Origin of the sequence: Cellulomonas sp. (assembly GCF_036279715.1) — a bacterium.
GTDB lineage: Bacteria > Actinomycetota > Actinomycetes > Actinomycetales > Cellulomonadaceae > Cellulomonas_A.
Map to the genome: position 1 here is coordinate 1 of NZ_DASUIR010000028.1, position 24077 is coordinate 24077.

23 protein-coding genes and 1 other RNA gene are annotated in these 24077 nt (G+C 70.9%); 6 read left to right on the forward strand and 18 right to left on the reverse strand.

The window, feature by feature from the left end; translation table 11 throughout:
* The coding region (locus VFW79_RS02760) for a DEAD/DEAH box helicase (protein ID WP_329675783.1) at nucleotides 1-1941 on the forward strand (1941 nt) is incomplete at its 5' end.
* Between the two features lie 207 nt (nucleotides 1942-2148).
* A complete protein-coding gene (locus VFW79_RS02765; protein ID WP_329675784.1) occupies nucleotides 2149-2436 on the forward strand; it encodes a hypothetical protein in 288 nt (95 codons plus the stop codon).
* 14 nt (nucleotides 2437-2450) lie between these two features.
* Here the strand turns inward: VFW79_RS02765 and VFW79_RS02770 are convergent, their stop codons facing one another.
* Together VFW79_RS02770 and katG are read right to left on the reverse strand one after the other, a co-directional pair.
* Entirely contained in the window at nucleotides 2451-3374 is a 924-nt protein-coding gene (locus VFW79_RS02770; RefSeq protein WP_329675785.1) for a pseudouridine synthase, read from the reverse strand.
* Nucleotides 3375-3880: 506 nt separating this feature from the next.
* Entirely contained in the window at nucleotides 3881-6100 is a 2220-nt protein-coding gene (katG, locus tag VFW79_RS02775; RefSeq protein ID WP_329675828.1) for a catalase/peroxidase HPI, read from the reverse strand.
* A gap of 733 nt (nucleotides 6101-6833) precedes the next feature.
* Here katG and VFW79_RS02780 point away from each other — a divergent pair.
* Nucleotides 6834-7349 carry a hypothetical protein gene (locus VFW79_RS02780; protein ID WP_329675786.1) on the forward strand — a complete coding sequence of 172 codons (516 nt, stop codon included), beginning with the start codon at nucleotides 6834-6836 and terminating at the stop codon, nucleotides 7347-7349.
* Between the two features lie 35 nt (nucleotides 7350-7384).
* The gene (locus VFW79_RS02785) at nucleotides 7385-8059 is read left to right on the forward strand and encodes a DUF4386 domain-containing protein (RefSeq protein ID WP_329675787.1); all 675 of its coding nucleotides are present in this window, start codon (nucleotides 7385-7387) and stop codon (nucleotides 8057-8059) included.
* Nucleotides 8060-8511: 452 nt separating this feature from the next.
* Here the strand turns inward: VFW79_RS02785 and ssrA are convergent.
* Nucleotides 8512-8878, reverse strand: a transfer-messenger RNA (tmRNA) gene (ssrA, locus tag VFW79_RS02790).
* 186 nt (nucleotides 8879-9064) lie between these two features.
* Between ssrA and VFW79_RS02795 the strand changes: the two genes are divergently transcribed.
* Nucleotides 9065-9586 carry a DUF6328 family protein gene (locus VFW79_RS02795; RefSeq protein WP_329675788.1) on the forward strand — a complete coding sequence of 174 codons (522 nt, stop codon included), beginning with the start codon at nucleotides 9065-9067 and terminating at the stop codon, nucleotides 9584-9586.
* A gap of 12 nt (nucleotides 9587-9598) precedes the next feature.
* On the opposite strand, the gene VFW79_RS02800 is transcribed toward VFW79_RS02795, so the two are convergent.
* The 14 genes from VFW79_RS02800 to VFW79_RS02865 form a co-directional block, all read right to left on the reverse strand.
* On the reverse strand, nucleotides 9599-10651 hold the full coding sequence (locus VFW79_RS02800) for an ATP-dependent DNA ligase (protein ID WP_329675789.1): 1053 nt from the start codon (nucleotides 10649-10651) through the stop codon (nucleotides 9599-9601).
* Between the two features lie 46 nt (nucleotides 10652-10697).
* Nucleotides 10698-12545, reverse strand: a complete 1848-nt coding sequence (locus VFW79_RS02805) for a DUF2207 domain-containing protein (RefSeq protein ID WP_329675790.1) — start codon at nucleotides 12543-12545, stop codon at nucleotides 10698-10700.
* 86 nt (nucleotides 12546-12631) lie between these two features.
* The gene (gene smpB / locus VFW79_RS02810; protein ID WP_329675791.1) at nucleotides 12632-13102 is read right to left on the reverse strand and encodes an SsrA-binding protein SmpB; all 471 of its coding nucleotides are present in this window, start codon (nucleotides 13100-13102) and stop codon (nucleotides 12632-12634) included.
* A 50-nt stretch (nucleotides 13103-13152) separates the two neighbouring features.
* Nucleotides 13153-14472 (reverse strand): peptidoglycan DD-metalloendopeptidase family protein, encoded by a 1320-nt coding sequence (locus VFW79_RS02815; RefSeq protein ID WP_329675792.1) that lies wholly within the window; start codon nucleotides 14470-14472, stop codon nucleotides 13153-13155.
* A gap of 1 nt (nucleotide 14473) precedes the next feature.
* The gene (ftsX, locus tag VFW79_RS02820; RefSeq protein ID WP_329675793.1) at nucleotides 14474-15388 is read right to left on the reverse strand and encodes a permease-like cell division protein FtsX; all 915 of its coding nucleotides are present in this window, start codon (nucleotides 15386-15388) and stop codon (nucleotides 14474-14476) included.
* A gap of 18 nt (nucleotides 15389-15406) precedes the next feature.
* Nucleotides 15407-16096, reverse strand: coding sequence for a cell division ATP-binding protein FtsE (ftsE, locus tag VFW79_RS02825; RefSeq protein WP_329675794.1), 690 nt, complete (start codon nucleotides 16094-16096; stop codon nucleotides 15407-15409).
* Nucleotides 16097-16249: 153 nt separating this feature from the next.
* Nucleotides 16250-17380, reverse strand: a complete 1131-nt coding sequence (prfB, locus tag VFW79_RS02830) for a peptide chain release factor 2 (protein ID WP_329675795.1) — start codon at nucleotides 17378-17380, stop codon at nucleotides 16250-16252.
* A gap of 29 nt (nucleotides 17381-17409) precedes the next feature.
* Nucleotides 17410-17835: a pilus assembly protein TadG-related protein gene (locus VFW79_RS02835; RefSeq protein WP_329675796.1), complete on the reverse strand. Its 426-nt coding sequence runs from the start codon at nucleotides 17833-17835 to the stop codon at nucleotides 17410-17412.
* A 35-nt stretch (nucleotides 17836-17870) separates the two neighbouring features.
* Entirely contained in the window at nucleotides 17871-18335 is a 465-nt protein-coding gene (locus VFW79_RS02840; RefSeq protein WP_329675797.1) for a pilus assembly protein, read from the reverse strand.
* On the reverse strand, nucleotides 18332-18682 hold the full coding sequence (locus VFW79_RS02845) for a TadE/TadG family type IV pilus assembly protein (protein WP_329675798.1): 351 nt from the start codon (nucleotides 18680-18682) through the stop codon (nucleotides 18332-18334). Before VFW79_RS02845 ends, VFW79_RS02840 begins: the two co-directional genes overlap by 4 nt.
* An 82-nt stretch (nucleotides 18683-18764) precedes the next feature.
* Nucleotides 18765-18971, reverse strand: coding sequence for a hypothetical protein (locus VFW79_RS02850; protein ID WP_329675829.1), 207 nt, complete (start codon nucleotides 18969-18971; stop codon nucleotides 18765-18767).
* Between the two features lie 79 nt (nucleotides 18972-19050).
* Nucleotides 19051-19983, reverse strand: coding sequence for a type II secretion system F family protein (locus tag VFW79_RS02855; protein WP_329675799.1), 933 nt, complete (start codon nucleotides 19981-19983; stop codon nucleotides 19051-19053).
* Nucleotides 19980-20840, reverse strand: a complete 861-nt coding sequence (locus tag VFW79_RS02860) for a type II secretion system F family protein (protein WP_329675830.1) — start codon at nucleotides 20838-20840, stop codon at nucleotides 19980-19982. The genes VFW79_RS02855 and VFW79_RS02860 overlap by 4 nt, the downstream gene beginning before the upstream one ends.
* Nucleotides 20841-20847: 7 nt before the next feature.
* Nucleotides 20848-22074, reverse strand: coding sequence for a CpaF family protein (locus VFW79_RS02865; RefSeq protein ID WP_329675831.1), 1227 nt, complete (start codon nucleotides 22072-22074; stop codon nucleotides 20848-20850).
* A gap of 200 nt (nucleotides 22075-22274) precedes the next feature.
* Between VFW79_RS02865 and VFW79_RS02870 the strand changes: the two genes are divergently transcribed.
* The gene (locus tag VFW79_RS02870; RefSeq protein WP_329675800.1) at nucleotides 22275-23192 is read left to right on the forward strand and encodes an aldose 1-epimerase family protein; all 918 of its coding nucleotides are present in this window, start codon (nucleotides 22275-22277) and stop codon (nucleotides 23190-23192) included.
* A gap of 38 nt (nucleotides 23193-23230) precedes the next feature.
* Here VFW79_RS02870 and VFW79_RS02875 read toward each other — a convergent pair whose 3' ends face one another.
* Entirely contained in the window at nucleotides 23231-23974 is a 744-nt protein-coding gene (locus tag VFW79_RS02875) for a M15 family metallopeptidase (protein ID WP_329675801.1), read from the reverse strand.
* Between the last annotated feature and the right edge of the window lie 103 nt (nucleotides 23975-24077).

Below are 24077 nucleotides of genomic sequence, written 5' to 3' on the forward strand. Positions count from 1 at the left end.
CGGGCCCGGGTGATGCCCGACGGCGGCTCGACCGAGTCGGCGCGCGCCAAGCAGCTCAAGCGGCTCGACGGCGTGGCGACGGTGCTGGCCAGAACCGCTGCCCGGGACACCTCGCTGCTCGAGCTGCTCGCCGAGGATGCCCGGGTCTCCGACGCGGCGCGCGCCTTCAAGGCGACGGTGATGCGCGCCGGCGGGCTGGAGCCACCCGAGGAACCCGCGCCCGCCGCGCCGGCCCCGCCGGTGCCCGGCGCCGAGAGTCAGGTGGTGCCCCGGTCGGTGGTCTCGCGCCAGCTCGCGAACCCGTTCCTGGCCCCGGACTTCGGGGCCGCTGCGGAACGGAGCGCTCCACGGACCCGCCGTCTGGCCGGCTGGGAGCTGCTCGAGCCGCTCTTCAGGTCGTTCGAGCGGGCCGCAACCGGTGCACCCGCCTGCATGCCGCTGCCCGAGGCCCGCTCGGTGTCCGTTCCCCCCGGCCTGGAGCTGATGCCGCACCAGGCCAAGGTCGTCACGGCCACGGCCCGCGGCCATCGCACATTCCTGCTCGCCGACGAGCCCGGGCTCGGCAAGACCGCCCAGGCGCTGCTCGCCGCCCAGGTGGCCGGCGCCTACCCGCTGCTCGTCGTGGTGCCCAACGTGGTGAAGACGAACTGGGCGCACGAAGTCGAGCTGTGGACGCCGTCGCGGCGGTCCACGGTGGTCCATGGTGACGGTGACCGGGTCGACGGGTTCGCGGACATCGTGATCGTGAACTATGAGCTCCTGGACCGGCACGTCGGCTGGCTCGGCGACCTTGGCTTCCGCGGCATGGTCGTCGACGAGGCGCACTTCATCAAGAACAAGACCTCCCAACGCTCCCAGCACGTCCTTGCGCTCTCGGAGCGGATCCGCGCGCGCACCACCCGGCCGCTGCTGATGGCCCTCACCGGCACCCCGCTGATCAACGACATCGAAGACTTCCGAGCGATCTGGCAGTTCCTCGGCTGGATCGACGACACGAAGCCGCTCGGCGCACTGCAGACCGCCCTCGAGAAGACCGGGCTGACCCCGGCCGACCCGGGGTTCTACGCCGCCGCGCGGGCCAGTGTGATCAACATGGGCATCGTGCGTCGCCGCAAGGTCGACGTGGTCGCCGACATCCCCGCCCGCCGGGTCGCGGACCTGCCGGTCGAGCTCGACGGCGCGGCCGGCCGCTCGATCCGCGCCGCCGAGGCCGCGCTCGCCCGCCGGCTGGTCGAGCGCTACCGGACCGCACTGGAGGTGCGGACCGGCGGCGGCGTCCTGGACGGGATCGACCACGGGCTCGCCCGCCGGGTCGCGGCGGCGGAGCTCAAGGACTCGAGCTCGCAGACCGGTGGCGAGAACGTGTTCACGATGGTCCGCCGGATCGGCCAGGCCAAGGCCGGGCTGGCCGCGGACTACGCCGCGCAGCTCGCCCGCAACGTCGGCAAGGTGGTGTTCTTCGCCAAGCACGTCGACGTGATGGATCAGGCCGAGCAGACCTTCGCCGACCGCGGCATCCGCTTCGCCTCGATCCGTGGCGACCAGACGCCCAGGGTGCGTGAGAAGAACATCGCCGCGTTCGTGAACGACCCCGAGGTGTCGATCGTGGTGTGCTCCCTGATGGCCGCGGGCGTGGGGCTCAACCTTCAGGTCGCCTCCAACCTGGTCCTGGCCGAGCTGTCCTGGACCGACGCCGAGCAGACCCAGGCCATCGACCGGATCCACCGGATCGGCCAGGCCGAGCCCGTCACCGCGTGGCGGATCATCGCCGCGCAAACCATCGACTCCAAGATCGCCAAGCTGATCGACAGCAAGTCGGGGCTGGCTGCCCGGGCGCTGGACGGAGCGCCCGACGAGGACATCTCCTCGTCCACGACTGTGCAGCTCGAAGCCCTGGTCGAGCTGCTCACCGACGCGCTCGCCGCCGAGGGCGTGGGCTGAGCCGCGAACGTGCGAGCGGTGTGCAGCCATGCCGGACAGCGGCGTGTGCGGGCATCCGCAACCTGCGTGCGCATGTGACGACTGTGCGGAAGGCCAGCGTGCTGTTCGGTTACGGGTCGCAATCAGCCCGATGTCGAGTGAGATGGCGCAGCCGCCCAGTAACGTCTCCCGGGAGAGGCTCGCGAAGTACCGAGGAGGCCGCGTCCTGTGCATTCGACCGCGAAGAAGTGCGTTCAGTGGGCTGTCGCTCTGTTCATCTCGGGTGCGCTCTTGTTGGTGTTTGGGACCGATCTGTACGTGGGCCTCGCCCGTGTTGCCGGCGCCAACGCCGAGGCCGGGCTCGGCGTGGTCAACATCCTGCTGACCCTCATTCGATCGACGACCTTCCCGCTAGGCGCCGCTCTGATCGGGGCCGCCATCGTGGTCCAGACGCTGGCTCCCCGCGACGAGTCGCTCGCCCACGAGCGCAGCGATAGGCCTGATGACCGGGATTGACGGCATCTCCCGGCTCATTCCTCCGCGGTGAGCGGCAGCGAGCGCACGCTGCGGAACTGCCGGGGCTGCCCGTCGACGGGGTCTGTGAACGCGATCTCGGCCGCGAGGAGCTGGAGGGGTCGACGGAAGTCGTCGACCGGGACGTCCCGCACGACGGGGTACAACGGGTCGTCCACGATGGGGATGCCGAGCCCCAGCAGGTGGAGGCGCAGCTGATGCGTCCGGCCCGTACGGGGCGTCAGCCGGTAGACCCCGCCGCCGTCCACCTGACGCTCCAGCTCGACGAGCGTCTCGGCGTTGACGAGCGCCCCGGGCACGACCTCGGCGCACCAGGTGCCGGGCACCTTGCGGATGTGGTTGCGCACGATGGCGGGCAGCTCCAGGTCGGCGCGCAGCGGCGCGACCGCCCGGTAGGTCTTCTCGACCGCGCGCCGCTCGAACGCCGTCTGGTAGGGGCCCCTCCACCGGCTCTCGGTGGCCAGCATCAGCAAGCCGGACGTGACCCGGTCGAGGCGGTGCAGAGGCGACAGCTCCGGCAGGTCGAGCTCCGCTCGCAGCCGGACGACGACGCTCTGCATCACGTGCCCGCCGCGCGGGATCGTCGCGAGGAACGGCGGCTTGTCGACGACGACCAGACGCTCGTCCCGGTGCACCACGTGGATCCGACCCGGCACCTCCGGCTCGTCGCGCAGGTCGCGATGAAACCACACGAACAGGTGCGGCCCATACGGGTCGGCCTCGCGCACGGCGCGGCCGCTCTCGTCGACGAAGCGCTCCTGCGCCAGCATCCCCGGCACATCGACGTGCTCCGGCAGGCGGTGCCGCAGCCACGCACCCATCGTCGGCCACGAGGTCGGGCTCGCGCGATCGCGGTCGGGCGTGCGGAGCCAGGCAGCGGCGAGGCCGTGGCGTGCCGGGAGCGGTGAGCGGGGAGGCACCGGTCGATGGTACGAGGCAAGCCCCAGGGTGTCCCGCGCCTCCGCACAGCCGGTCAGTGGCGGTGCGGCACGCCTACTCGTGCAGGCGTTCATGCTCCTCGCGACCGGCCTGGGCTGCGACGCGTGCGGCGACGTCCTCGCGGCGCAGCGGCGGCGCTGGTCCACCGTCTCGAGGTGGAGATGCACGACGACGGTCGGCCCTTCGGTGACGACGATCGCGTCGCCAGCGTCCACCTCATGGGGCTACTGGTGATCGCCGAGCCTGAAGCCGCGAGACGCTGCGGGACGCCCAGGGGCAGTCGCCATCGCCATTACCCTGATGCCGTCTTTGCGGGCGATGCCGCGGGCAGCGTCGTGTGTGGAGGCAGGACGTCGGATCGTGATCCCCACCATGGGCTCGCCGCGCGTACCGGGCGTCGACGGCGTCAACGTCCCGGCCACACACACGAAGGCCGGCGTCCACGGCACCTCGGCGCGTGCGACCGGGCGTCGAGGCGTCCAGGCGCTCAACGATGCAGGTCGAAGCGGTCGAGCTCCATGACCTTGACCCAGGCGGCGACGAAGTCGGCGACGAACGTGTCCGCGGCGTCGTCGGAGGCGTAGACCTCTGCGACCGCCCGCAGCTCGGCGCTGGAGCCGAACACCAGGTCGGCGCGGCTGCCGGTCCACGTCCTGCCGGTCGCGGCAACGGTGCCGACGAACCGGGTGGAAGCCTCGTCTGCGGCGTGCCACTCGACGCCAAGGTCGAGAAGGTTGACGAAGTAGTCGTTGGTCAGCACGCCCGGCCGGTCGGTGAGCACCCCCGTGTCAGAGCCGTCCCAGGTGGCCCCCAGCACGCGCAGACCGCCGACCAGGACGGTCGTCTCCGGGGTGCTGAGGGTGAGCAGGTTGGCCTTGTCGACGAGCAGGAACTCGGCCGGCAACGACACGCCCGCGGCGACGTAGTTGCGGAAGCCGTCGGCCTGCGGTTCCAGGTAGGAGAAGGAGTGCACGTCGGTCTGCTCCTGCGTCGCGTCCACGCGGCCCGGGGAGAACGGCACGGTCACGTCGTGGCCGGCGGCCTGCGCCGCGGCCTCCACGGCCGCCGATCCGGCGAGCACGATCAGGTCGGCCAGGGAGATCGCCTTGCCCGGGCTCCGGGCGTTGAACGTCTCGGCGATCGACTCGAGGCGGGCCAGCACCTGAGCCAGCTGGTCAGGGTTGTTGACCTCCCAGCCTGCCTGCGGCGCCAGCCTCAGACGGGCACCGTTCGCGCCGCCACGGCGGTCACTGCCGCGGAACGACGACGCCGCCGCCCAGGCGGTGGCGACCAGCTGCGGGACGGTCAGCCCCGAGGCGAGCACCGCGGCCTTCAGCGCGGCGACGTCGTCGGCGTCCACCAGTCCGTGGTCGCGCGTGGGCAGGGGGTCCTGCCACAGCAGCTGCTCCGCCGGGACCTCGGCCCCGACGTAGCGGGCAACCGGCCCAAGGTCGCGGTGCGTGAGCTTGAACCAGGCCCGGGCGAACGCGTCGGCGAGCTCCTCGGGGCGCTCCAGGAAGCGGCGGGAGATCTTCTCGTAGACCGGGTCCACGCGCAGGGCGAGGTCCGAGGTCAACATGCGCGGCTCACGCGTGCCGTCGCCGAACGCCTCCGGCACCAGACCGGAGCCACCGCCGTTGACCGGACGCCACTGCTTGGCGCCGGCCGGGGACTCGAACAGCTCCCACTCGTAGGCGAAGAGGATGTGGAAGAACTCGTTGTCCCACCGGGTCGGGTGGTAGGTCCAGGTAACCTCCAGACCGCTGGTGATCGCGTCGATGCCCTTGCCGGTGCGGTAGCTGGACCTCCAACCCAAGCCCTGTTGCTCCATCGGGGCGGCCTCGGGCTCAGGGCCCACCGCGTCAGCAGGCCCAGCGCCGTGGGTCTTGCCGAAGGTGTGGCCGCCGGCGATGAGCGCCACGGTCTCCTCGTCGTCCATCGCCATCCGGGCGAAGGTCTCGCGGATGTCGCGCGCCGAGGCCAGCGGGTCCGGGTGCCCGTCAGGACCCTCCGGGTTCACGTAGATGAGGCCCATCTGGACCGCGGCAAGCGGGTTGGCCAGCTCACGGTCGCCGGTGTAGCGCCGGTCGCCCAGCCACTCGACCTCCGGACCCCAGTACACCTCGTCGTCGGACTCCCAGACGTCGACCCGACCGCCGGAGAAGCCAAAGGTGGCCAAGCCCATCGACTCCAGGGCGACGTTGCCGGCGAGCACGATCAGGTCCGCCCAGCTCAACGCCTTGCCGTACTTCTTCTTGACCGGCCACAGCAGGCGCCGCGCCTTGTCCAGACTGACGTTGTCGGGCCAGGAGTTGAGCGGCGCGAACCGCTGCTGCCCGGACCCGGCGCCGCCGCGACCGTCCTGGACGCGGTAGGTCCCGGCGCTGTGCCAGGCCATTCGGATCATCAACGGGCCGTAGTGGCCGAAGTCGGCGGGCCACCACTCCTGCGAGCTGGTCTGGACCGCCGCGATGTCCCGCTTGACCTCGGCGAGATCGAGCGCAGCGAAGGCGGCGGCGTAGTCGAAGTCGGCGCCCAGCGGGTTGGCCACGGCCGGGTTCTTGGCGAGGACCTTGAGGTTGAGCCGCTCAGGCCACCAACGCGCGTTGGTGGGCCTGCCGGTCGGGCTGCTGTCGTGGGCGACCGGGCAGCTGCTGGCCGGCCCGGTGCCGGTTGAGGCGGTGGTTGCGTCGTCGAGCTCAGTCATGGTGCTCCCGTGGGTGTCTCGCGTGGGTGGCGGGTTCGGTGCGGGTGGGATCTGCCCCGGCTGCGCGATGCGCGCAGGTCGGACCTCGGCCTCGTCGATCTCGAAGCCGTGGCCCTGGGCGGGGGTGAGGCACGGCGCAAGACCGCCGGCGCAGTCGACGTCGCGGATCAGCCAACAGGTGCGGCAGACGAGGTGCTGGTCGTTGTCCCCGACCCGCGACTCGTAGCGCGCGACCGAGCCGCGCGGTTGGATGCGGCGCACGAGGCACCGTTCGGCGAGGGTTTTCAGCGAGTCGTCCACGGCCTGGTGCGAGACCCCGCACGGCACTCGCGCGGACGGTGGCGATGATCTGGTCGGTCTCGGCGTGGGGATGCGCATCGACCGCGTCCAGCACTGCCAGACGCGGGCCGCTCACCCGCAGCCCGGCGCCGCGCAGCAGGTGCTCGAGGTCGAGCCGAGTGCTGGCCACGTCATGACCGTAGTCCACAGTCTTGAATGACTCAAGAAAGAACCTTCCGTGGCGTGCTCTCCTTCGCCGAGGCCAACGGGCCCGATGGTCGGCGGGTCGGCCTCCACTGGAGCGGGTGGCCCTGATGGAGCAGGTGTTCCTCTCACGCAAGGGGTGCGTGCGGTCGTGTGGTTCTACAGGCGTGAAGCGGACCACGTAGGGGTCTTCCCTGTGGGACGCTCTGGGTGGGGATGGGCAGCGACCCCGTCCCGTCGGAGCGCGAACATGGACGTCATCGGCGTTCCGTCGCCCGGTGAGCAGAGTCTGAAGCCGGCAAGGCGGATGAGGGGCGGGTGGCCAGCACCCGCGCTGGCGGGCGCGGCTGCGTTCTGGATGGCAAACCTCGCCATCTCTGCGACGCCGGTGGCCGCTGGTTATCGGTCCGCCCTCACGATCTCCTATGTGCCGATGCTGGTGGAGTCGGCGGCAGGTGGGTTGGTTCTGGGCAGCGTGGTGGCGTTCCTTCTTGTTCACTTCCCGGCGAAGATCCCCGGGTCCGACCAGCTGAGCAAGGCCCTGCTGCTGGGAGCGGCGGCAATCGTCCTCCTGACGATTGGCCTCGAGCTTCCCTCGAAGTTGAGCTCGGACGTCGACGACCCGGCCCGCTGGCTGTTGGTGGCCACGGTGTTCAACGTGATCCGCATTCTCGCCCTCGCGGTCACCATCGGTGTGGTCACGCGCGCCGGAGGCCAACGGCGCAGCCGTCACCATGGGCGCACACGGAGGGAGACCAGGAAATGACATCCGTCACCGCATCCCCGTTGGCACGCAGCGCCATGGCTAGACGAGCGGGCATCCTGTACCTGACTTACATCGTCCTGAACATCGTCGCCAGCCTGCTGGGCCACATCGGCTTGAGCGATGCGAAGACGCTACAGGCGACGATCGCCGACGACGAGGCGATGTTCCGCCTCGGACTCGTTGCGGCACTCGGATCCGGTCTGCTGTTCGTGCTCACGGCCTGGGCTCTCTATGCGCTCCTGCGCCCGGTCGACGGGACGCTTGCCCTGCTGTTCCTCGTCCTCAACGCGGTCGGGGTGGCTGTGCAGTGCGCCAGCTACCTCCCGCTTCTCACCGCCCTGGCACTCGGAGACGGCTCCACGGGAATGGCGGGCCTCGACGGACTGGCTGCGCTCTCGGTCACCACGTATCAGACCGCCTTCGTCATGGCCCAACTGTTCTTCTCGGCGTGGCTCTTCCCTCTCGGCTGGCTGGTCCTGCGCTCAGGCTTCCTCCCACGCTTCCTAGGCTGGCTCCTCATCCTCGACGGCGTCGGAGTCCTCGTGTGGTTCCTTCAGGTGATGCTTGCGCCGGCACACCCCGAGATCAGCTACCCGGCGTGGGCGATCGGCTTGGTCGCCGAACTCGGTCTCGCGCTCTGGCTCGTTGTCAAGGGCGCCGGACCCCAGCCGGAGACACCAACGACCTCGTTGCCCAACGCCGCAGTCTGAGCGCTCCCAACGAGCAGGTCCGCCAGGCGACCGGCGCTCCCCTGCGGATCCGGATCTCCGTGAGTGCGAGTCCGGATGTGAGCCGCCAGCTGCTGGCGGCAATGCGACCGCGTGTCAGCGCCGACACCCGTGAGCAGGTCGATGTGCTCGGAAATGGCCTCGAGCACCGTTGGGCCAGGTTTCCGCACCGCTTCGGCAATGCGGGCCGCCTCGGTCGCGTACCAGCCGGCTGCCTCGATCAGCTCCTTGGCAACCTTGGCCTCGCGCTCGTCGTCGTACGTGAGCGGCGTCTGGCGTCCCGTCTCGGGATCGCGCCACAGCGCGGCGAAACGAGCGTGTTCCGTCGGCTCTGTCAACGCTCGCGCACGCTGGCCATAGACACAAAAATAGCCACCCGTGTCAACGGATGGCTATCCCTGTGTCAACATGACTTGCGTTTCCGCAGGTCAGAGGGGTGGAGGTGGCGGGAATCGAACCCGCGTCCGATAACAGTGAACCAGGACTTCTCCGGGCGCAGCTTGCTGCGCTTTTCTCGGCCCCAACAATCTAGCAAGCGTGCTGCTGACAGGCCCAGCCGTCTAGATGTCCCCGCGACGCCGACGGCGAACGTTGCAGGTAAAGCTCTCTAGATGACGCTAGCTACCGAGGCGAGAGCAAACTCGGGCTAACGGACTTCAGGACTCGCTCAGGCGGCGAGTGCGAAGTCGGTGCGGTTTGTATTGGCACCTATTGGTTTTGCGCGGATCGTTAACGAGATAACCGTGCGTCCTCGGCCCGCTTCTCCTGGCTCGACGATCACCGTCGAAACCGATCACCCCCATGTTGAATTTTCAATCGCACCGCCTCCTCGTGAGGGGGCCGCGCTGGTCAATCGTACGTGACAACGCCGTCCGTCGCGCTCCCATTCCCGGGCGACGCCGACGACCGCCCTGGGCAGCCTGCAGCCCCACGGCAGGCCGGGCATGATGCAGAGGAACCTGACCGACCCCGCACCCGGAGGTGGACATGTCGCAGCCCGACGCCGACCCGACCGACGGCCGGAGCGAGTCGGTCAACCAACGCATGGACCGCAACTGGAACGAGCTGCTCCAGGAGATGCGGGTCACCGAGACGGGGGTGCAGATCCTCACAGGGTTCCTGCTCACCGTGCCCTTCCAGCAGAGGTTCGCGACGCTGGACAGCTACCAACGCACGGTCTACCTCGTCCTGGTCGTGCTGGCCATCACGGCAACCGGGGTCATCGTCGCGCCCGTGAGCCTGCATCGCATCCTGTTCCGCCGCCATCTCAAGTCGGAGCTCGTTCACCAGGCCGACCGGATGGCGCGAGGCGGACTCCTCGCCCTGGCCCTTGTTCTCGCGGGGTCGGCGCTCCTCCTGTTCGACATCGTGCTCGGGCGCGCTGCCGGTACGGTCGCCGGGGCGACTGCGCTGCTGTTCCTCGTCCTCGTCTGGCTCGTCCTCCCGCTGCGCCTCGGACGCCGCGCGGGCGCCGACCGGTCAGCTGATCCGGCACCGCCAGCGCGCTAGAGACGACCGTCCTCAGCGTGCAGCGAGCACGTCGGCGAGCGCGAACCCGACGGGCTCCTCGAGCTGCGCGTACGTGCACGACGCCGGGTCACGGTCGGGCCGCCACCGCCGCAGCTGGGTCGTGTGGCGGAACCGGTCGCCCTCCAGGTGGTCGTAGGCGACCTCGACCACGAGCTCGGGTCGCAGCGGCACGAAGGACAGGTCCTTGCCGGCGTTCCACCGGCTCGTCTCGCCCTCGCGCGGCGTGCGGCCTGTCGCGTCGAGACCCCACGGGTGGCCCTCGAGCCCTGTGACGTACGGTGCCAGCACGGTGACGAGCTCGCGGCGGCGCGCCATCGGAAACGACGCCGCGACCCCGACGGCCGCAAGCGTCCCCGCGTCGGTCCACAGACCGAGGAGCAGCGAGCCGACGGCGTCGGGCCCCGAGACGTGCGGACGGTAGCCCGCGACGACGCAGTCGGCTGTTCGCTCGTGCTTGATCTTCGCCATCACGCGCTTGCCGGGCTGATAGTGGTCGCCCGGGCGCTTCGCGACGACACCGTCGAGCCCGGCCCCCTCGAACTGGGCGAACCACTCCCCCGCGAGCGCCTCGTCGTCCGTCGACGGGGTCAGATACACCGGGCCTGTGAACCCGATCGTGTCGTCGAGGATCGCGCGCCGCTCCGCGAACGGGCGTCCGGTCAGGTCGTCGTCCCCCAGCGCCAGCACGTCGAAGACGACGAGAAGGGCGGGGGTCTGGCGCGCGAGCAGCTGCACCCGGGACGCGGCCGGGTGGATCCGCGCCTGCAGCGCCTCGAAGTCGAGGCCCCCGGCCACGCCCGGCACGACGATCTCGCCGTCGACGACGCACCTTGCCGGCAGGTGTGTCAGCGCGGACTCGACGACCTCCGGGAAGTACCGCTGGATCGGCTTGGTGTTGCGGCTGCCGATCTCCACCTCGTCACCATCGCGGAAGAGGATGGCGCGGAAGCCGTCCCACTTGGGCTCGTACCGGTGCCCGACGGGGATCGCAGCGACGGCCTTGGCGAGCATCGGGTCCACCGGCGGCATGACGGGCAGGTCCATCGCGCCAGTGTGTCCCGCCGACCGGGCGCTGGCTACCGCTCGGCCGTCACCAGCCCCCGCCACCCCCGCCGCCGACTCCGCCACCCGAGAAGCCGCCGCCCGAGAACCCCGACCCGCCCGACGAGCCGGGCGTCGGTGCCGACAACGACTGCGTCGCGATCGAGGTGAAGGACTCGAGGCTGTGACCGAACGCGGCGTACGACATCCAGAACGCGCCCGTCTGGAAGCTCGAGCCCGAGTACCAGACCGGCTCCGGCACCGCGCGTCCCTGGGCGGCGAGCTCACCGAACACGCCTGCCCACCGCTCGGCGACACCGAAGACGATCGCGTAGGGCAGGTACCTGCTGAACAGGTCCTCACCCTCCTCGAACCGGATCTGGTTCGCCTCGGCAGTCTCGAGGTAGCGCTGGAAGCCCACAGCCTCGGCGAGCACGGCGGTGCCGGCGGCCGTCCGGGCCGGTGCGGACCGGGCGAGCGCGAGAACCAGCAGGCCGACGACGGCAACGGCACCGCCGACCAGGGACAGTCCCTTCACGCCGGTTCCGCCGCTGACCACCGCCCCGCCGACGCCGAGCACGAGGAGAACAGCCCCGGCGGCGCCCCACTCCCGACGGACCGTGCGCGGGTTGTGGGAGAACCAGCCCTTGCTCGTGACGTCCTCGTAGAGCCCGGTCTGCACCAGCGCCATCGAGGCCGCGAAGGTCGTCTTGAGGTCAGAGAGCTTGACCGAGGCGCGTGCCCCGAACAGCTCGTCGAGCAGCTTGGACTCGAACGCCAGGAGACCCGAGCGATCGCTGTTCAGCGCGACGAGCTCCCAGTCCTTGACCTTGCGGCGGGGGTCCTTGCGCGGGACCTCGCGGATCTGCAGGAACCCGCGGACGGCGAGGTCGATGATCGTTGCCGTGACGTCGCGCGGGTCGGCCGTCTCGTCGAGCAGCGTTCCGAGCTCGCCCGCGCGGGCGTCCTTGGGCGGGCTGAACTGCACCGCAACCGGGCCCCGCTTGTCGCGGTATCCCGTGGTGCCGGCCTGGCCCGCGGCCGGCATCAGCCCGGGGGTGAGCCCGAGGTAGGCACGGTCACGTCCGGTGCGACGCACGCGCGAGATGGCGAACGCCGACCCGGCGCCGGCGACGAGCAGGGCGAGACCCCCGGTCACGGGTGTCGGGGTCACGGGGTCGAGCGGGTTCGGCCGGTCGCTGAGGATGAGCCCGACGCCGGGGAAGGTCCCAGCCGGCCAGCCGGTCACGACCGAGAACTCGTCGCCGACCGGGACGTCGGCCTGGGTGAACGTCGCCGTCGGGCCCGACGCGACCGCGCTGCCGCAGGGGTCGGTGCTCCCGTAGGGTCCGGCGAAGCACGTGACCCGGGCGACCTCGGCCGGACCGGTGACCGTCACGGAGAGGTTCGCCAACGGGATCTGCCAGTCCGGCCCGATCACGTTCCAGTAGAGCTGGTCGCCGTCGTGCGTGGTGCTGTCGGGGTTGATCCACCCGTCGACCGTGTAGCTCACGTCGTACGTGTGGACACCCTGGATCTGACCCTGGTTGGGGTCGCCGATCTTCAGCACGATGGCGTCGGCGGAGTCCTCGCGGTTGACCTGGGCGGGCGCCGTCGCGCTCGACGCCGTGATCGCCGAGATCCTGAAGACCCGGTCCTGCTTGTCGTTGCCGTCGATCCTCTGCCGGACCGGGAGGGTCAGGTACGGACCGTGGCCCGGGTCGTTGCCGAAGTCGAAGTCGAAGTCGAGCGTGACCCGCGCCACCCCGTCCGCGGTGACGGCGACATCTGCGGTGTAGCGCGTGATGTGCTGGCCGGTCGCGTCGGCCCGGGCAGCGGGCGCCGTGGCGAGCCCGACGCCGGCCCACCCGAGCAAGGCCACGGCCGCGACGAGCACGGCCAGCAGACCCCGCCCCCTGCGGACTGTCCTGCTCGCATCCGACGACGCATTCGTGTGAGTACCGCGGACCGCTACGTCCATCACTACCTGTCTCGCTTCTCCCTGATCGCCCGCTGCGACTCCAGGTTGTCCTGGCGCTCGCGGAGCGCCTGACGCTTGTCGTACTCCTTCTTGCCGCGCGCGAGTGCGATCTCGACCTTCGCGCGTCCGTCGACGAAGTACAGCGCGAGCGGCACGATCGTCTGGCCCTTCTCGCGGGTCTTCGACTCGAGCCGGTCGATCTCCGTGCGATGCAGCAGGAGCTTGCGCTTGCGGCGCGGTGCGTGGTTCGTCCAGGTGCCCTGCGCGTACTCGGGGATGTGGACGCCCTCGAGCCACGCCTCACCGTTCTCGACCTCGCACCAGCTGTCGACGAGGGAGGCCCGGCCGGCCCGCAGCGCCTTGACCTCGGTGCCCATCAGCACGATGCCGGCCTCGAACACGTCCTCGATGATGTAGTCGTGACGCGCCTTGCGATTGGACGCGACGAGCTTGCGCCCAGTCTCCTTGGCCACCGACCCGCCCTCCCCATGCTCACCGGCACCGACGTGCCCAGCGCACGAGCCTACAGGCCGAGCAGGGGCCGAGGATTGACGGTCGCGCCGTTCACGTAGACCTCGAAGTGCAGGTGGCACCCGCCCGACGTCCCGGTGTTGCCCGAGTACCCGAGCAGCGTCCCCTGGTTGACCTGCTGCCCGGCATGCACGACGAAGCTCGTCATGTGGTTGTAGCTCGACATGAGCGAGTTCCCGTTCACGAACCCGTGGTCGACCATCACCTGGTTGCCGAACCCGAACCGCATCTGCGCCCACTGGACCGTGCCCGCGCGGCCTGCGTAGATCGGCGTGTTGCAGTAGGTGCGCAGGTCTATCCCGGCATGCAGGCGCACGTAGTGGAGGATCGGGTGCATCCGCATCCCGTACTCCGACGTGACGTAGATCGGGTTCACCGACGTCGGGTTCGCGAACAGGCTGTTGCCGATCGGTCCCGCCGGGGCGACCTTCTTGCCCTTCGCCTTGGCGGCTGCCTCGAGGGCCGCCCGCTGCGCCGCGATGATCTGCGCCAGCTCGGCTGCGACCTGCGCGGCCTCGGCATCGATGCGTGCCTGCTCCGCCTCGGTCGCGGCCTTCTCGGTCTCGATCGTGGCCTTCTTCTCGGCCTGCTGCGTGACGAGCTGCTCGATCTCCGCCTTGCGGTCCGCGGCCGCCTGGCGCGCCTGATCGGCCTCGACGACCTTCTGGTCGGCCGCGGCCTTGAGCTCGGTGACGCGCTCGCGGATCGCCACGAGCCGCGCCGCGTTGTTGCGGTCCTGCGCCTCGATCTGCCGCAGCGCGTCGAGCGACTGGCTCTGCGTCCGCAGTGCTGTCGAGACCAGGCCGTACTGCTGGATGAAGTCCTCGGTGCTCTGCGCGTCGAGCACGATGCTCACGCTCGAGACCCCGCCGCCGCCCTTGTACGCCTCGCGGGCCATCTGCCCGATCGCGACCCGGATCTGGGCGCTCTTGCCGGCGTCGGCGGCGATCGTGGTGCCGATCGCCGTCTCCTGGTCCTTGGCGTCCTGGAGCCGGGCCGCGATGATCGCGGCCTCACGCTGCGAGCGCTCCAGGGTCGCCTGCGCGTCCAGGAGCTCGGTCTGCGCCTCCGGAAGTCGCTGCTCGACGGTCTGCAGGTCGAGGACGGCCTGGGCGAGGTTGGCGTTGATGTCCTCGAGCGACGCCGCCAGCTGGTCGTGGGCCTTCTGGTTCGCGGCCGCCTGCTGCTCGGCGGCCTTGCGACGATCAGACAGCGCATCGGCCGACGCGGGACCGGCAGAGGCCGTGAGCGCGGCCAGGACCGCGACGAGGACCGTCGCGAGCAGTCGGGCGAGGCTGGGGCGTCGGCTCATGTCACACCTTCGTGTAGCGGCTGAGGGTCACGAGCGAGGAGACAGCTGCCAACCCGATGGCGACCGCCACGAGGAACGGCGCGACCGTCCAGACGTCGGCCGTCGTCACGTACGGGATCCACGAGATCGAGGCCCCGAGCCAGTCGGTCACGAGGTACTTCACGCCCAGCCAGATGCCGCCGACGGCGAGACCTGCGCCGAGCGTCGCCGCGAGCGCGCCCTCGAGCATGAACGGCAGCTGGATGAACAGGCTCGACGCACCGACGAGCCGCATGATGCCCGTCTCGCGTCGACGGCTCATCGCCGACAGCCGGATCGTCGTCGTGATGAGCAGCACGGCCGCGAGCAGCATCACCGCGGCCAGCCCGACCGACAGGAGCGTCGCCCGGTTGAGCACGAGGAACAGCGAGTCGAAGAGGCGCCGCTGGTCCTGGACCTCCTCGACCCCCTGGCGACCGCTGAGGACGTCCGCGACCACCTGGTACTTCGTCGGGTCGGCGAGCTTGATCCGGTAGGAGGAGTTCATGTCGGCCGCGGTCGTCTCCGCCGCCCACCACTGGTCCTTGAACTGCTTCTGGAACGCGGTGAACGCCTCGTCCTTCGACTCGAAGTACACCGTCTGGATGTACGGCTTGACGTCGGGCGCGTCGAGCGCGGCCTGGATCGCCGCCTTCTGCTCGTCGGTGACCTCACCACCCGCGCACGTCGGCTGCTGGGAGTCGCGCGGGCACAGGAAGACCGACACCTCGACCTTGTCGTACCAGTTGTCCTTCATGGCGCCGATCTGCATCTGCAGGAGCGCAGCGGCACCGACGAACGTGAGCGACACGAACGTCACGAGGACGACGGAGATGGTCATCGACAGGTTGCGGCGCAGGCCGATCCCGATCTCCGACAGGATGAATTGCAGTCTCACAGCGTGTCCAGCTCCCTGTCAGCGCGCCGAGCCGTACACACCGCGCGACTGGTCACGAACCAGCTCGCCGGAGGACAGCTCGATCACGCGCTTGCGCATCTGGTCGACGATCTCGTCGTCGTGGGTCGCCATGACGACCGTGGTGCCGGTCCGGTTGATGCGGTCGAGCAGTCGCATGATGCCGAGCGACGTCGTGGGGTCGAGGTTTCCGGTGGGCTCGTCGGCCAGCAGGATCGACGGCCGGTTCACGAACGCGCGCGCGATCGCCACGCGCTGCTGCTCACCGCCGGACAGCTCGTGCGGACGCCGCTTCTCCTTGCCGGCCAGCCCGACCATCTCGAGCGTGTCCGGGACCGTCGTGAGGATGTGGTGACGCGGCTTGCCGATCACCTGGAGCGCGAACGCGACGTTCTCGAAGACCGTCTTGTTGGGCAGCAGCCGGAAGTCCTGGAACACCGCGCCGATCTGGCGGCGCAGGTGCGGGACCTTCCACGACGACAGGGTCGTGAGGTCCTTGCCCGCGACGAACACGTTGCCGGCGGACGGTCGCTCCTCACGCAGCACGAGGCGCAAGAAGGTGGACTTGCCAGAACCGGAGGCCCCGACGAGGAACACGAACTCCCCGCGCTCGACGTCCAGGGACACCTGGTCGAGGGCGGGCCTCGCGCCGCGCGCGTAGACCTTGGTGACGTTCTCGAATCGGATCACGGCTCGGGGGCCAGTCTCGGGGACATGGGGTGGAGCGCATCTGGCCTTCCCGAGGGTAGGCAGGCTCCCCTGCGGATCGACGTCAGACACGCCGCACCCCGGCGTACCTCCAGGAACTGACCCGTCCCGGACCTGAGCAATCCGCGTCGCGCGTCAGTCCCTGACGACGTCCTGCGCGCGGCGCCAGCGGATGCCGGCCTCGAGGAACCCGTCGATGTCGCCGTCGAACACGGCGGACGTGTTGCTGACCTCGTATTCGGTGCGCAGGTCCTTGACCATCTGGTACGGGTGCAGCACGTAGGAGCGCATCTGATCGCCCCAGCTCGCCTTGACGTCGCCCGCCATGGCCTTCTTCGCGGCGCTCTCCTCGGCCTGGCGCACGAGCAGGAGCCTCGACTGCAGCACGCGCAGCGCGGCGGCCCGGTTCTGGATCTGGGACTTCTCGTTCTGCATCGAGACGACGATGCCGGTGGGGATGTGGGTCATCCGCACGGCCGAGTCCGTCGTGTTGACCGACTGCCCGCCCGGGCCCGAGGACCGGAACACGTCGACCTTGATCTCCGACTCGGGGATCTCGACCGAGTCCGTCTGCTCGATGAGCGGGATGACCTCGACCGCGGCGAAGGACGTCTGGCGCCGACCCTGGTTGTCGAACGGCGAGATGCGCACGAGCCGGTGCGTGCCCGCCTCGACGGACAGGTGACCGAACGCGTACGGCACCTTCACCTCGAAGGTCGCGGACTTCAGACCGGCCTCCTCCGCGTAGGAGGTGTCCAGCACCTGGGTCGGGTAGTTGTGGCGCTCGGCCCACCGCAGGTACATCCGCAGGAGCATCTCGGCGAAGTCCGCCGCGTCGACGCCACCCGCGCCCGAGCGGATCGTGACGACCGCCTCGCGCGCGTCGTACTCGCCGGACAGGAGGGTCCGGACCTCGAGCTCGCCCAGGTCGGCGCGGATCTTCGCCAGGTCGGCCTCGGCCTCGGCGATCGCGTCGGCGCTGTCCGCGCCCCCGACCGCGTCGTCGCCCGCCATCTCGACGAGCGTCTCGAGGTCGTCGATGCGGCCACCGAGCTTCTCGACCCGGTCGAGCTCGGCCTGCGAGGCCGACAGCGCCGACGTGATCTTCTGCGCGGCGTCCGGGTCGTCCCACAGGTCCGGCGCCGACGCCTGCTCGGACAGGCGTTCGATCTTCGCCTGGAGCGCTGTCGGGTCGCTCACTGCCTGGATGGATTCCAGCGTCGTTCGCAGGTTGCGGATCTCGGCAGAGAAGTCAGTGGTGGCCACAACCGTCCAGATTACCCGGTCGTCCCGGTTCACCAGGCGCGCGCACTCGACTCCGCCTCGAGCGCGATGCCGTCCGACCACGGCGCCGTGACCCAGCTGATCAGCGCCGGGCGAGCGAGCGCACCGAGCCGCACCTGGGCCGACCGGCCGTCGTCCGACGTCGCGTCGAGCACCTGGAAGCCCTCGAACCGGGCCGCCACGGCAGGGTTGTCCGCCAGGTACGCGTCGACAGCACGCCGCACGTCCTGATCCGTCAGCCGGATGGCGCCGGTTGCGGCGAACCCGTCGGCTCCCGCAGGGAAGTAGTCCGGGGTCGACAGCTCGTCGGCAGCCTCGATGGCGATCGAGTCTGCGGCCGCAAGGAGGCGCTTGCGCTCGACGTGGATCCCGGTCGCCGAGACGACCCCCGTGACGAGCAGCAGGGCGACGACCATGAAGCCGATCGAAAGGATCATGATCTGGCCGTCGTCGCCGCTGGGACGCCGCACCGCTACCGCCGCCTGAACTGGTCGACCGGTGCGACGGCGTCGCCACGCACCGGGATCTCGAGCGGGACGACGGAGCTCACGAACGACGGCACGAACGGGAGCCGCACCGCGAACCGCACGGTGGCAGCGACGTCGCTGCCGGGCTGCAGGCACGGAACGCTCGAGCACTCCAGCACCAGGGACGAGGCAGGGTCGACGCCCTCGAACCCCTGGTCGCGCAGGGCGATGGCGACCGCGGCGACCGCACGCGTGCTGCCGAGGTCGGTCGTCGAAGCCTCGGCGTACGCACGACCGGCCTCTCCTGCGGCGCCGTCTGCCGCGAACGTCGCAGCCTGCAGCCGCCCGAGGAGGAGCACGAGGTACAGGATCGGGACCAGCAGCAGCACCGTGACGGCGAGGAACTCCACGATCGAGCTCCCGGCGTCGTCGACCAGGGGCCTCGGTCTCGCTCCCGTTCGCGATCTCATGGGCCCTCGACCAGCGCATGGCCGGCCACCGTCAGCGAGCCGGCGGGTCCGACGAGCCCCGCGACCGGGAGCGGCGCGACAACCGTGACCTCGACGACCTCAAGACCGTCGACCACCGTCTGCCGAGCGGTGACGTCCTGCGCGTACGCCGAGGACAACGCCGCGGCGATGAGCTGTCGTGCGCGCCCGACACCGTCCTCCGGGGTCCGGTCCGCGAGCGCCGCATACCGGGCACCTTCGGCCGCGCAGTCGACCAGCGTGTTGCGCACGTGCTGGGCCAGCGTGAGCTGCAGAACGCCCGCGAACACCAGGGCCACGAGACCACCGACGAGCGCGAAGTCGACCACGGCGGACCCGTGTTCGGCGTCGTCCCCCAGCCACCTCGTCCTCCGCACGGCCAGCACGGCCCGCTGGCGGATCATCCGGCCCTCACGGGACCGTCGGACCCTGGACGCTCTTGATCGCGTCGCTGAAGACCTGAGCGAGCGCCGGTCCGGCCACAGCCCACAGCGCGATGACGAGCCCCGCGGTCATCAGGGTGACGAGCACCCAGCCGGGCACGTCGCCGCGCTCGCGGTCCGGGCCCCGACGCCCGTTGAGGCCGGCCCGCAATCTCGCGAGCGCCGTCCGCGCCATGCTCATCCCTGCGTGTGTCATCGTCCCTCTCCTGTCCTTCCCCGACGGGCCGCCGGGGTTCGATGCTGCCGATGGCCGGTCACAGCCCGCTCCTGAGCACGGCGAGGCTCGGGAAGGCGGCGAACACCACGGTGACCGGCAAGATGAGGAACACGACGGGAACCATCATCAGGACCTCCTTGCGGCCACCGGACTCCATGAGTGCGCGCCTGCCCTGCTCGCGAACGTCCTGAGCCTGAGCGCGGAGGACGTCGGCCAGTGGCGTCCCCCGCTCGACCGCCACTGCGACGCCCTCCGCGAAGCGCGCCAGTCCGGGCAGCCCTGTGCGGTCCGCGAGCCGCTCGAGAGCGATCGTCAACGGTGTGCCCGACCGCGCGTCAGCGAGTGTTGCGGCGAGCTCGCGCGACAGCTCGCCTCGCGTCGTGCGGACCACGCGCTCGAGGGCGCCGACTGCGCCCTCGCCCGCGCTCACGGAGAGCGCGAGGAGCTCGGCCACGGTCGGCAGCTCCGCCAGCAGGCGCGACTCGCGTGCCGTGACCTCGCGCGAGAGCTGGTAGTCACGAGCCAGGACGCCCGTCAGCCCCGCCGCCAGGACGAGCAGGACGAGCGGAGCTGGCTGGGCTCCCCGCGTGGCGGCGAGGCTGAGCGCGAACGCGAGACCGGCCGCCAGACCGAGCACCCCCCAGACGACCTGCTCGGCGCGGAACTGCTCGACGGGCTCGGTCCGGCCGGCCCGTTCGAGGCGGCGGCGCACGTCCGCGGTCGAGGAGCCGAATCGCGTGACCATCCGGACGCCGTCGGCCATGACGGGGGCGATGAGTCGCTCGAGGGTCGGGAACGGCGTCCTGACAACGGGCGCCCGCAGCAGCGTCGAGGCGGTGCGTTGCGGGCGCAGGTACGGCGCGAGCCGGTGGTCGAGCACGGTCCGGCGGGCGCCGAGCCGCCACCAGGCGATCCCTGCACCGGCTCCACCCAGCGCACCGATGCCGGCCCCGACCAGCGCGGCGTTCATCGCAGGACCCGAGGATCCGCGGGCAGTCGACCGATGCGGGTCATCAGCAGGTAGGCGACGACGCTGCACGCTCCCCCGCCGACCAGGACGACCAGGCCAGCGAACGTGTTGAAGGCGCGGGCCGCCTCGGGGCGGGTACCGAGAAGTGCGAGCACGATCCACGGCGCGGCCACAGCGAGGCGCGCGGCGTAGACGGTCCAGCTCTGCCGGGCTTCGAGCTCGCCCCGGGTCCGCGCGTCCTCGCGCAAGAAGCCGGACAGCGTGCGCAACAGCCGCCCGAGGTCCGTCCCGCCGACGTCACGCGTGATCCGCAGTGCCTCGACGATCCGGTCGGCGACCGGGTCGGCGAGCCGGGCCTTCAGCGCGTCGAGGCACTCGCCGAAGCGACCGGTGGCGCGGTAGTCCTCGGCGAACGCGAGGAACGGCTCGCGGACCTCGGCGGGCCCGCGGTCGCCGAGCTGGCCCAGCGCCTCGGGCAGCGACAGCCCGGCGCGGATGCCCGACGCGAGATGGTCGACCACCTCCGGCCAGACGTCGCGGAGCCGCACCGCGCGACTGCGCGCCCGGCCACGCACCAGCGCCGTGGGACCGGCGCCGGTCATCAGCGCGAAGCACCCGGCGATCGCGGGCGACCTGGTCACCGCGATGCCCACCAGGAGCACGAGCAGCCCGAGCGAGATGCTCGTCGCCACGAGCGCGCCCGGCGTGACCTGGGGAGCGCCGGCCTGGACCAGGAGATCCTGCGTGCGGGCACGCCAGCGCTCGCCGCGCCGGACGTGACGCTGGGGCGGCGTCCACAGCGACCACCAGGCACAGGCCAGACCCGCACCGAGAAGGAGACCGACGACGACGCCCATCGCGGCCTCAGCGCTCGCCGCGCAGCAGTGCGGGCAGGTCCACCCCGGCATGGGCGAAGCGGTCCTGGTGCGGTGGGTAGCCGTCGCCGCGCACGAGCTCCTCTCCGCGCAGGTGGTAGAGGTCCGCGATCTCGACGACGCCGTTCTCGACGCGCCCGGGCACGCCCACGATCTCCCGAACACGACGTCGGCCCCGCGCGTCGAGCCCGAGATGCACGACGATGTCGATCGCTGCTGCGACGGTCGGCACGACGAAGCGGTCGGACACGTTCTCCCCCGCCAGGAGCGGCAGCGTGCACAGCTTGGTGAGCGCCTCGCGTGCCGAGTTCGCGTGCAGGGTGCACATGCCCGGCACCCCGGCGTTGAGCGCGACCAGGAGGTCGAGAGCCTCGGCCTCGCGGACCTCGCCGATGATCAGGCGGTCCGGGCGCATCCGCAGCGCTTCCTTGACCAGTCGACGCAACGGGATCTCGCCCGTGCCCTCGAGACTCGGCTGACGGCACTGGAGCGCGACGACGTCGCGGTGCCCGAGGTTGAGCTCGAAGACCTCCTCGCACGTGATGATCCGCTGCCGGGGCGGGACGGAGCCGACCAACGCCCCGAGCATCGTCGTCTTGCCCGCCTGGGTGGATCCCGCGACCAGGACGTTGAGCCCGACGCGCACCGCGGCGTCCAGGAACGTCGCTGCGCTCGCCGGCAGCGAACCGAGGGCGACGAGGTCCTCGAGGTGACGGGCCCGCGCGACGTACTTGCGGATGTTGACGGCCCAGTCGCGATGCGTGACGTCGGGGATGACGACGTGCAGCCGTTCGCCGCCGGGCAGGCTCGCGTCGACGAACGGGCTGGACAGGTCGAGGCGGCGCCCCGATGCCTTGAGCATCTGCTCCACCAGGTCGCGGATCTGGCCCGCGGTCAGGATGGTCGTCGTGAGCTCGGGCTCGCCGCGGCGGGCGACGAAGACCTTCGACGGCGAGTTGATCCAGATCTCCTCGACCTCGGGGTCGTCGAGGTACTGCTGCAACGGACCGAGCCCGGCGACGGCGTCAACGATGGACTTCAGCGCTCCGAGGGGGTCCGTCAGTGGAGGGACCGCCCCGATGACGCTCCGCCCGTCGTAGTCGGCGAGCGCGTCGGCGACAAGGTCCTGGATGCCCCGGCGGTCCCGGACAGGATCGATGCCGCGGCGACGGATGAGCTCGCGAACCTCGGTCTCGAGGAGCGCCACGCCTTCCATCGTCACCGTCGCCCCCCGCTTCTCAGCCCACCCGTGTGCGCACGACCGTGCCCTCGGACGGGCGCGACGCACCCCGGTCCGAACCGGGGCGGACCTGACAGTAGGGGACGAACCGGGCATTCCGCACGCGTCCGTCCACAGTCGGACTCGTGGCGCGTCGCGCGCACGCTCCCGCGGGCGGCGCCGACTACCGTGTGAGCGTGAACACTCCCGCGCCGTCCGGCCGTCAGTTCGAGCTCGTCCTGGGCGCCCAGCGCGCCACGATCGCCGAGGTCGGCGCGAGCGTCCGCGAGTATGCCGTCGGCGCGCGCGACGTCGTCCTGCCGTTCGCGCCGGACCGCATCGCGCCCGCGTTCTCCGGCGCGGTGCTGGTCCCCTGGCCGAACCGCCTGGGCGACGGCCGGTACTGCTACGCGGGCGTCGAGCACCAGGTCGCCCTGACGGAACCCGAGCGGTCCACGGCTCTGCACGGCCTCGTCGCCCACGCGCGGTTCACCCCGGCGCCGGACGCTCCCCCGACGGCCACGTCCGTGACGCTGGAGCACCACCTCGTGCCGACCTCGGGCTACCCGTTCCCGCTGCTCACCCGCGTCACCTACACGCTGACCGACGCAGGGCTCGGCGTCACCGTCACGACCACCAACCTCGGGGACACGACGGCGCCGTACGGCATCGGCTTCCACCCGTGGCTCTCACCGGGCGGTGCCACGGTCGACGAGTGCACTCTCCGCCTCGACGCCGACAGCCGCGTGACGGTCGACGACCGGCTGCTCCCCACCGGGACGGAACCCGTTGCGGGGTCCTACGACCTGCGCGAGCCGCGCCTGCTCGCCGGCATCGCCCTGGACGACGCGTTCGTCGATGTGCGACGGGACGCGGACGGCCTGTCCTGGATCCGGCTCGGCGCACCCGACGGTCACGCCGCAGCGGTGTGGATGGACGGCTCGATGGACACCTGGCAGGTGTGCACGGGCGACGGCATCCCGGTGATCGAGCGTCGTGGGGTCGCGGCCGAGCCGATGAGCTGCATCGCCGACGCGTTCCGCACGGGTGAGCGACTGGTGCACCTCGCGTCCGGCGAGGGCCACACCGTCCGCTGGGGTCTGACGCTCCTCTGAGGGGAGCGTGCCGGCCCTGCCCGACGGGTCAGGCGGCGTCAGCCGTAGTACTCGCCGTCCGCCTGGACGCCCTTCGAGAACTCCCAGTGCCATTTCTCGAAGGGGCCGCTGCCGCCGGGGCGCGCCCACGACGGGTTGTCCCAGCCGTACGCCGGACCGTTCTCGTTGAGCCACGTCCACTTGACGCCGGTCGTCTCGGACTTGCAGAGGTCGACGGCCAGGCCCCAGCCGTGGTTGCTCTTGCCCGGGGGGGCCGCGAGGCCGCCCTTCTCTGCCTTGACCGCCCGCTGCTGGGCGAGAGTGCGGTACCCGCTCTCGAGGCACATGTCCGCACCGAAGCGGGCCACGAACGCCTGGTTGAGGACGGCGAACGACACGGCGGCATCAGCGCGGATCTGCGTGTGCCCGTCCCAGAGCGTGCAGAGGTCGGCGACCTTGAGCAGGCCGTTGCTCCCCGCGGGGCGGGTCGTCCCGTCGCAGCCGGGCAACGGGTCGCGGTCTTCGGACCGGCTGGCTGTGAGCGTGGAGCGGACGGCGGTGGCGTCCGCCGAGACGAGCGACGCCGGCGGCAGGACCGAGAGCGGCACGGATGTCAGCGCATCGACCGTGCCGGGCAACGTGGAGTCGGTCAGTGCGTCACCGGCGGCGGCAGCGCCCGCGAACCCCGCCCTCTGGCTGACCGGCACGACCACCGTGATGCCGACGAGTGCGACGAGGACCCCGAGTCGAGCCAGGTTCCGGCCCGGTCGTGCTGTCGCGCGCTCGGCAGGGGCGTGGGTCACGGAGGCGCTGCGTGCCTGCTCCGACGCGCGCACTCGACGCCGGGAGGGGGCATCGGCAGATGCTGGCTCCGCACGATGCGACCCCACGACACCTCCGAAGCTC

Excerpts from the sequence above, each read along its gene's own strand:
- katG (WP_329675828.1), bottom strand. The coding sequence starts at position 6,100 with ATGACTGAGCTCGACGACGCAACCACCGCCTCAACCGGCACCGGGCCG.
- VFW79_RS02780 (WP_329675786.1), top strand. The coding sequence starts at position 6,834 with ATGGACGTCATCGGCGTTCCGTCGCCCGGTGAGCAGAGTCTGAAGCCG.
- VFW79_RS02785 (WP_329675787.1), top strand. The coding sequence starts at position 7,385 with ATGGCTAGACGAGCGGGCATCCTGTACCTGACTTACATCGTCCTGAAC.
- VFW79_RS02795 (WP_329675788.1), top strand. The coding sequence starts at position 9,065 with ATGTCGCAGCCCGACGCCGACCCGACCGACGGCCGGAGCGAGTCGGTC.
- VFW79_RS02800 (WP_329675789.1), bottom strand. The coding sequence starts at position 10,651 with ATGGACCTGCCCGTCATGCCGCCGGTGGACCCGATGCTCGCCAAGGCC.
- VFW79_RS02815 (WP_329675792.1), bottom strand. The coding sequence starts at position 14,472 with ATGAGCCGACGCCCCAGCCTCGCCCGACTGCTCGCGACGGTCCTCGTC.
- VFW79_RS02835 (WP_329675796.1), bottom strand. The coding sequence starts at position 17,835 with ATGATCCTTTCGATCGGCTTCATGGTCGTCGCCCTGCTGCTCGTCACG.
- VFW79_RS02840 (WP_329675797.1), bottom strand. The coding sequence starts at position 18,335 with ATGAGATCGCGAACGGGAGCGAGACCGAGGCCCCTGGTCGACGACGCC.
- VFW79_RS02850 (WP_329675829.1), bottom strand. The coding sequence starts at position 18,971 with ATGGCGCGGACGGCGCTCGCGAGATTGCGGGCCGGCCTCAACGGGCGT.
- VFW79_RS02855 (WP_329675799.1), bottom strand. The coding sequence starts at position 19,983 with ATGAACGCCGCGCTGGTCGGGGCCGGCATCGGTGCGCTGGGTGGAGCC.
- VFW79_RS02860 (WP_329675830.1), bottom strand. The coding sequence starts at position 20,840 with ATGGGCGTCGTCGTCGGTCTCCTTCTCGGTGCGGGTCTGGCCTGTGCC.
- VFW79_RS02865 (WP_329675831.1), bottom strand. The coding sequence starts at position 22,074 with ATGGAAGGCGTGGCGCTCCTCGAGACCGAGGTTCGCGAGCTCATCCGT.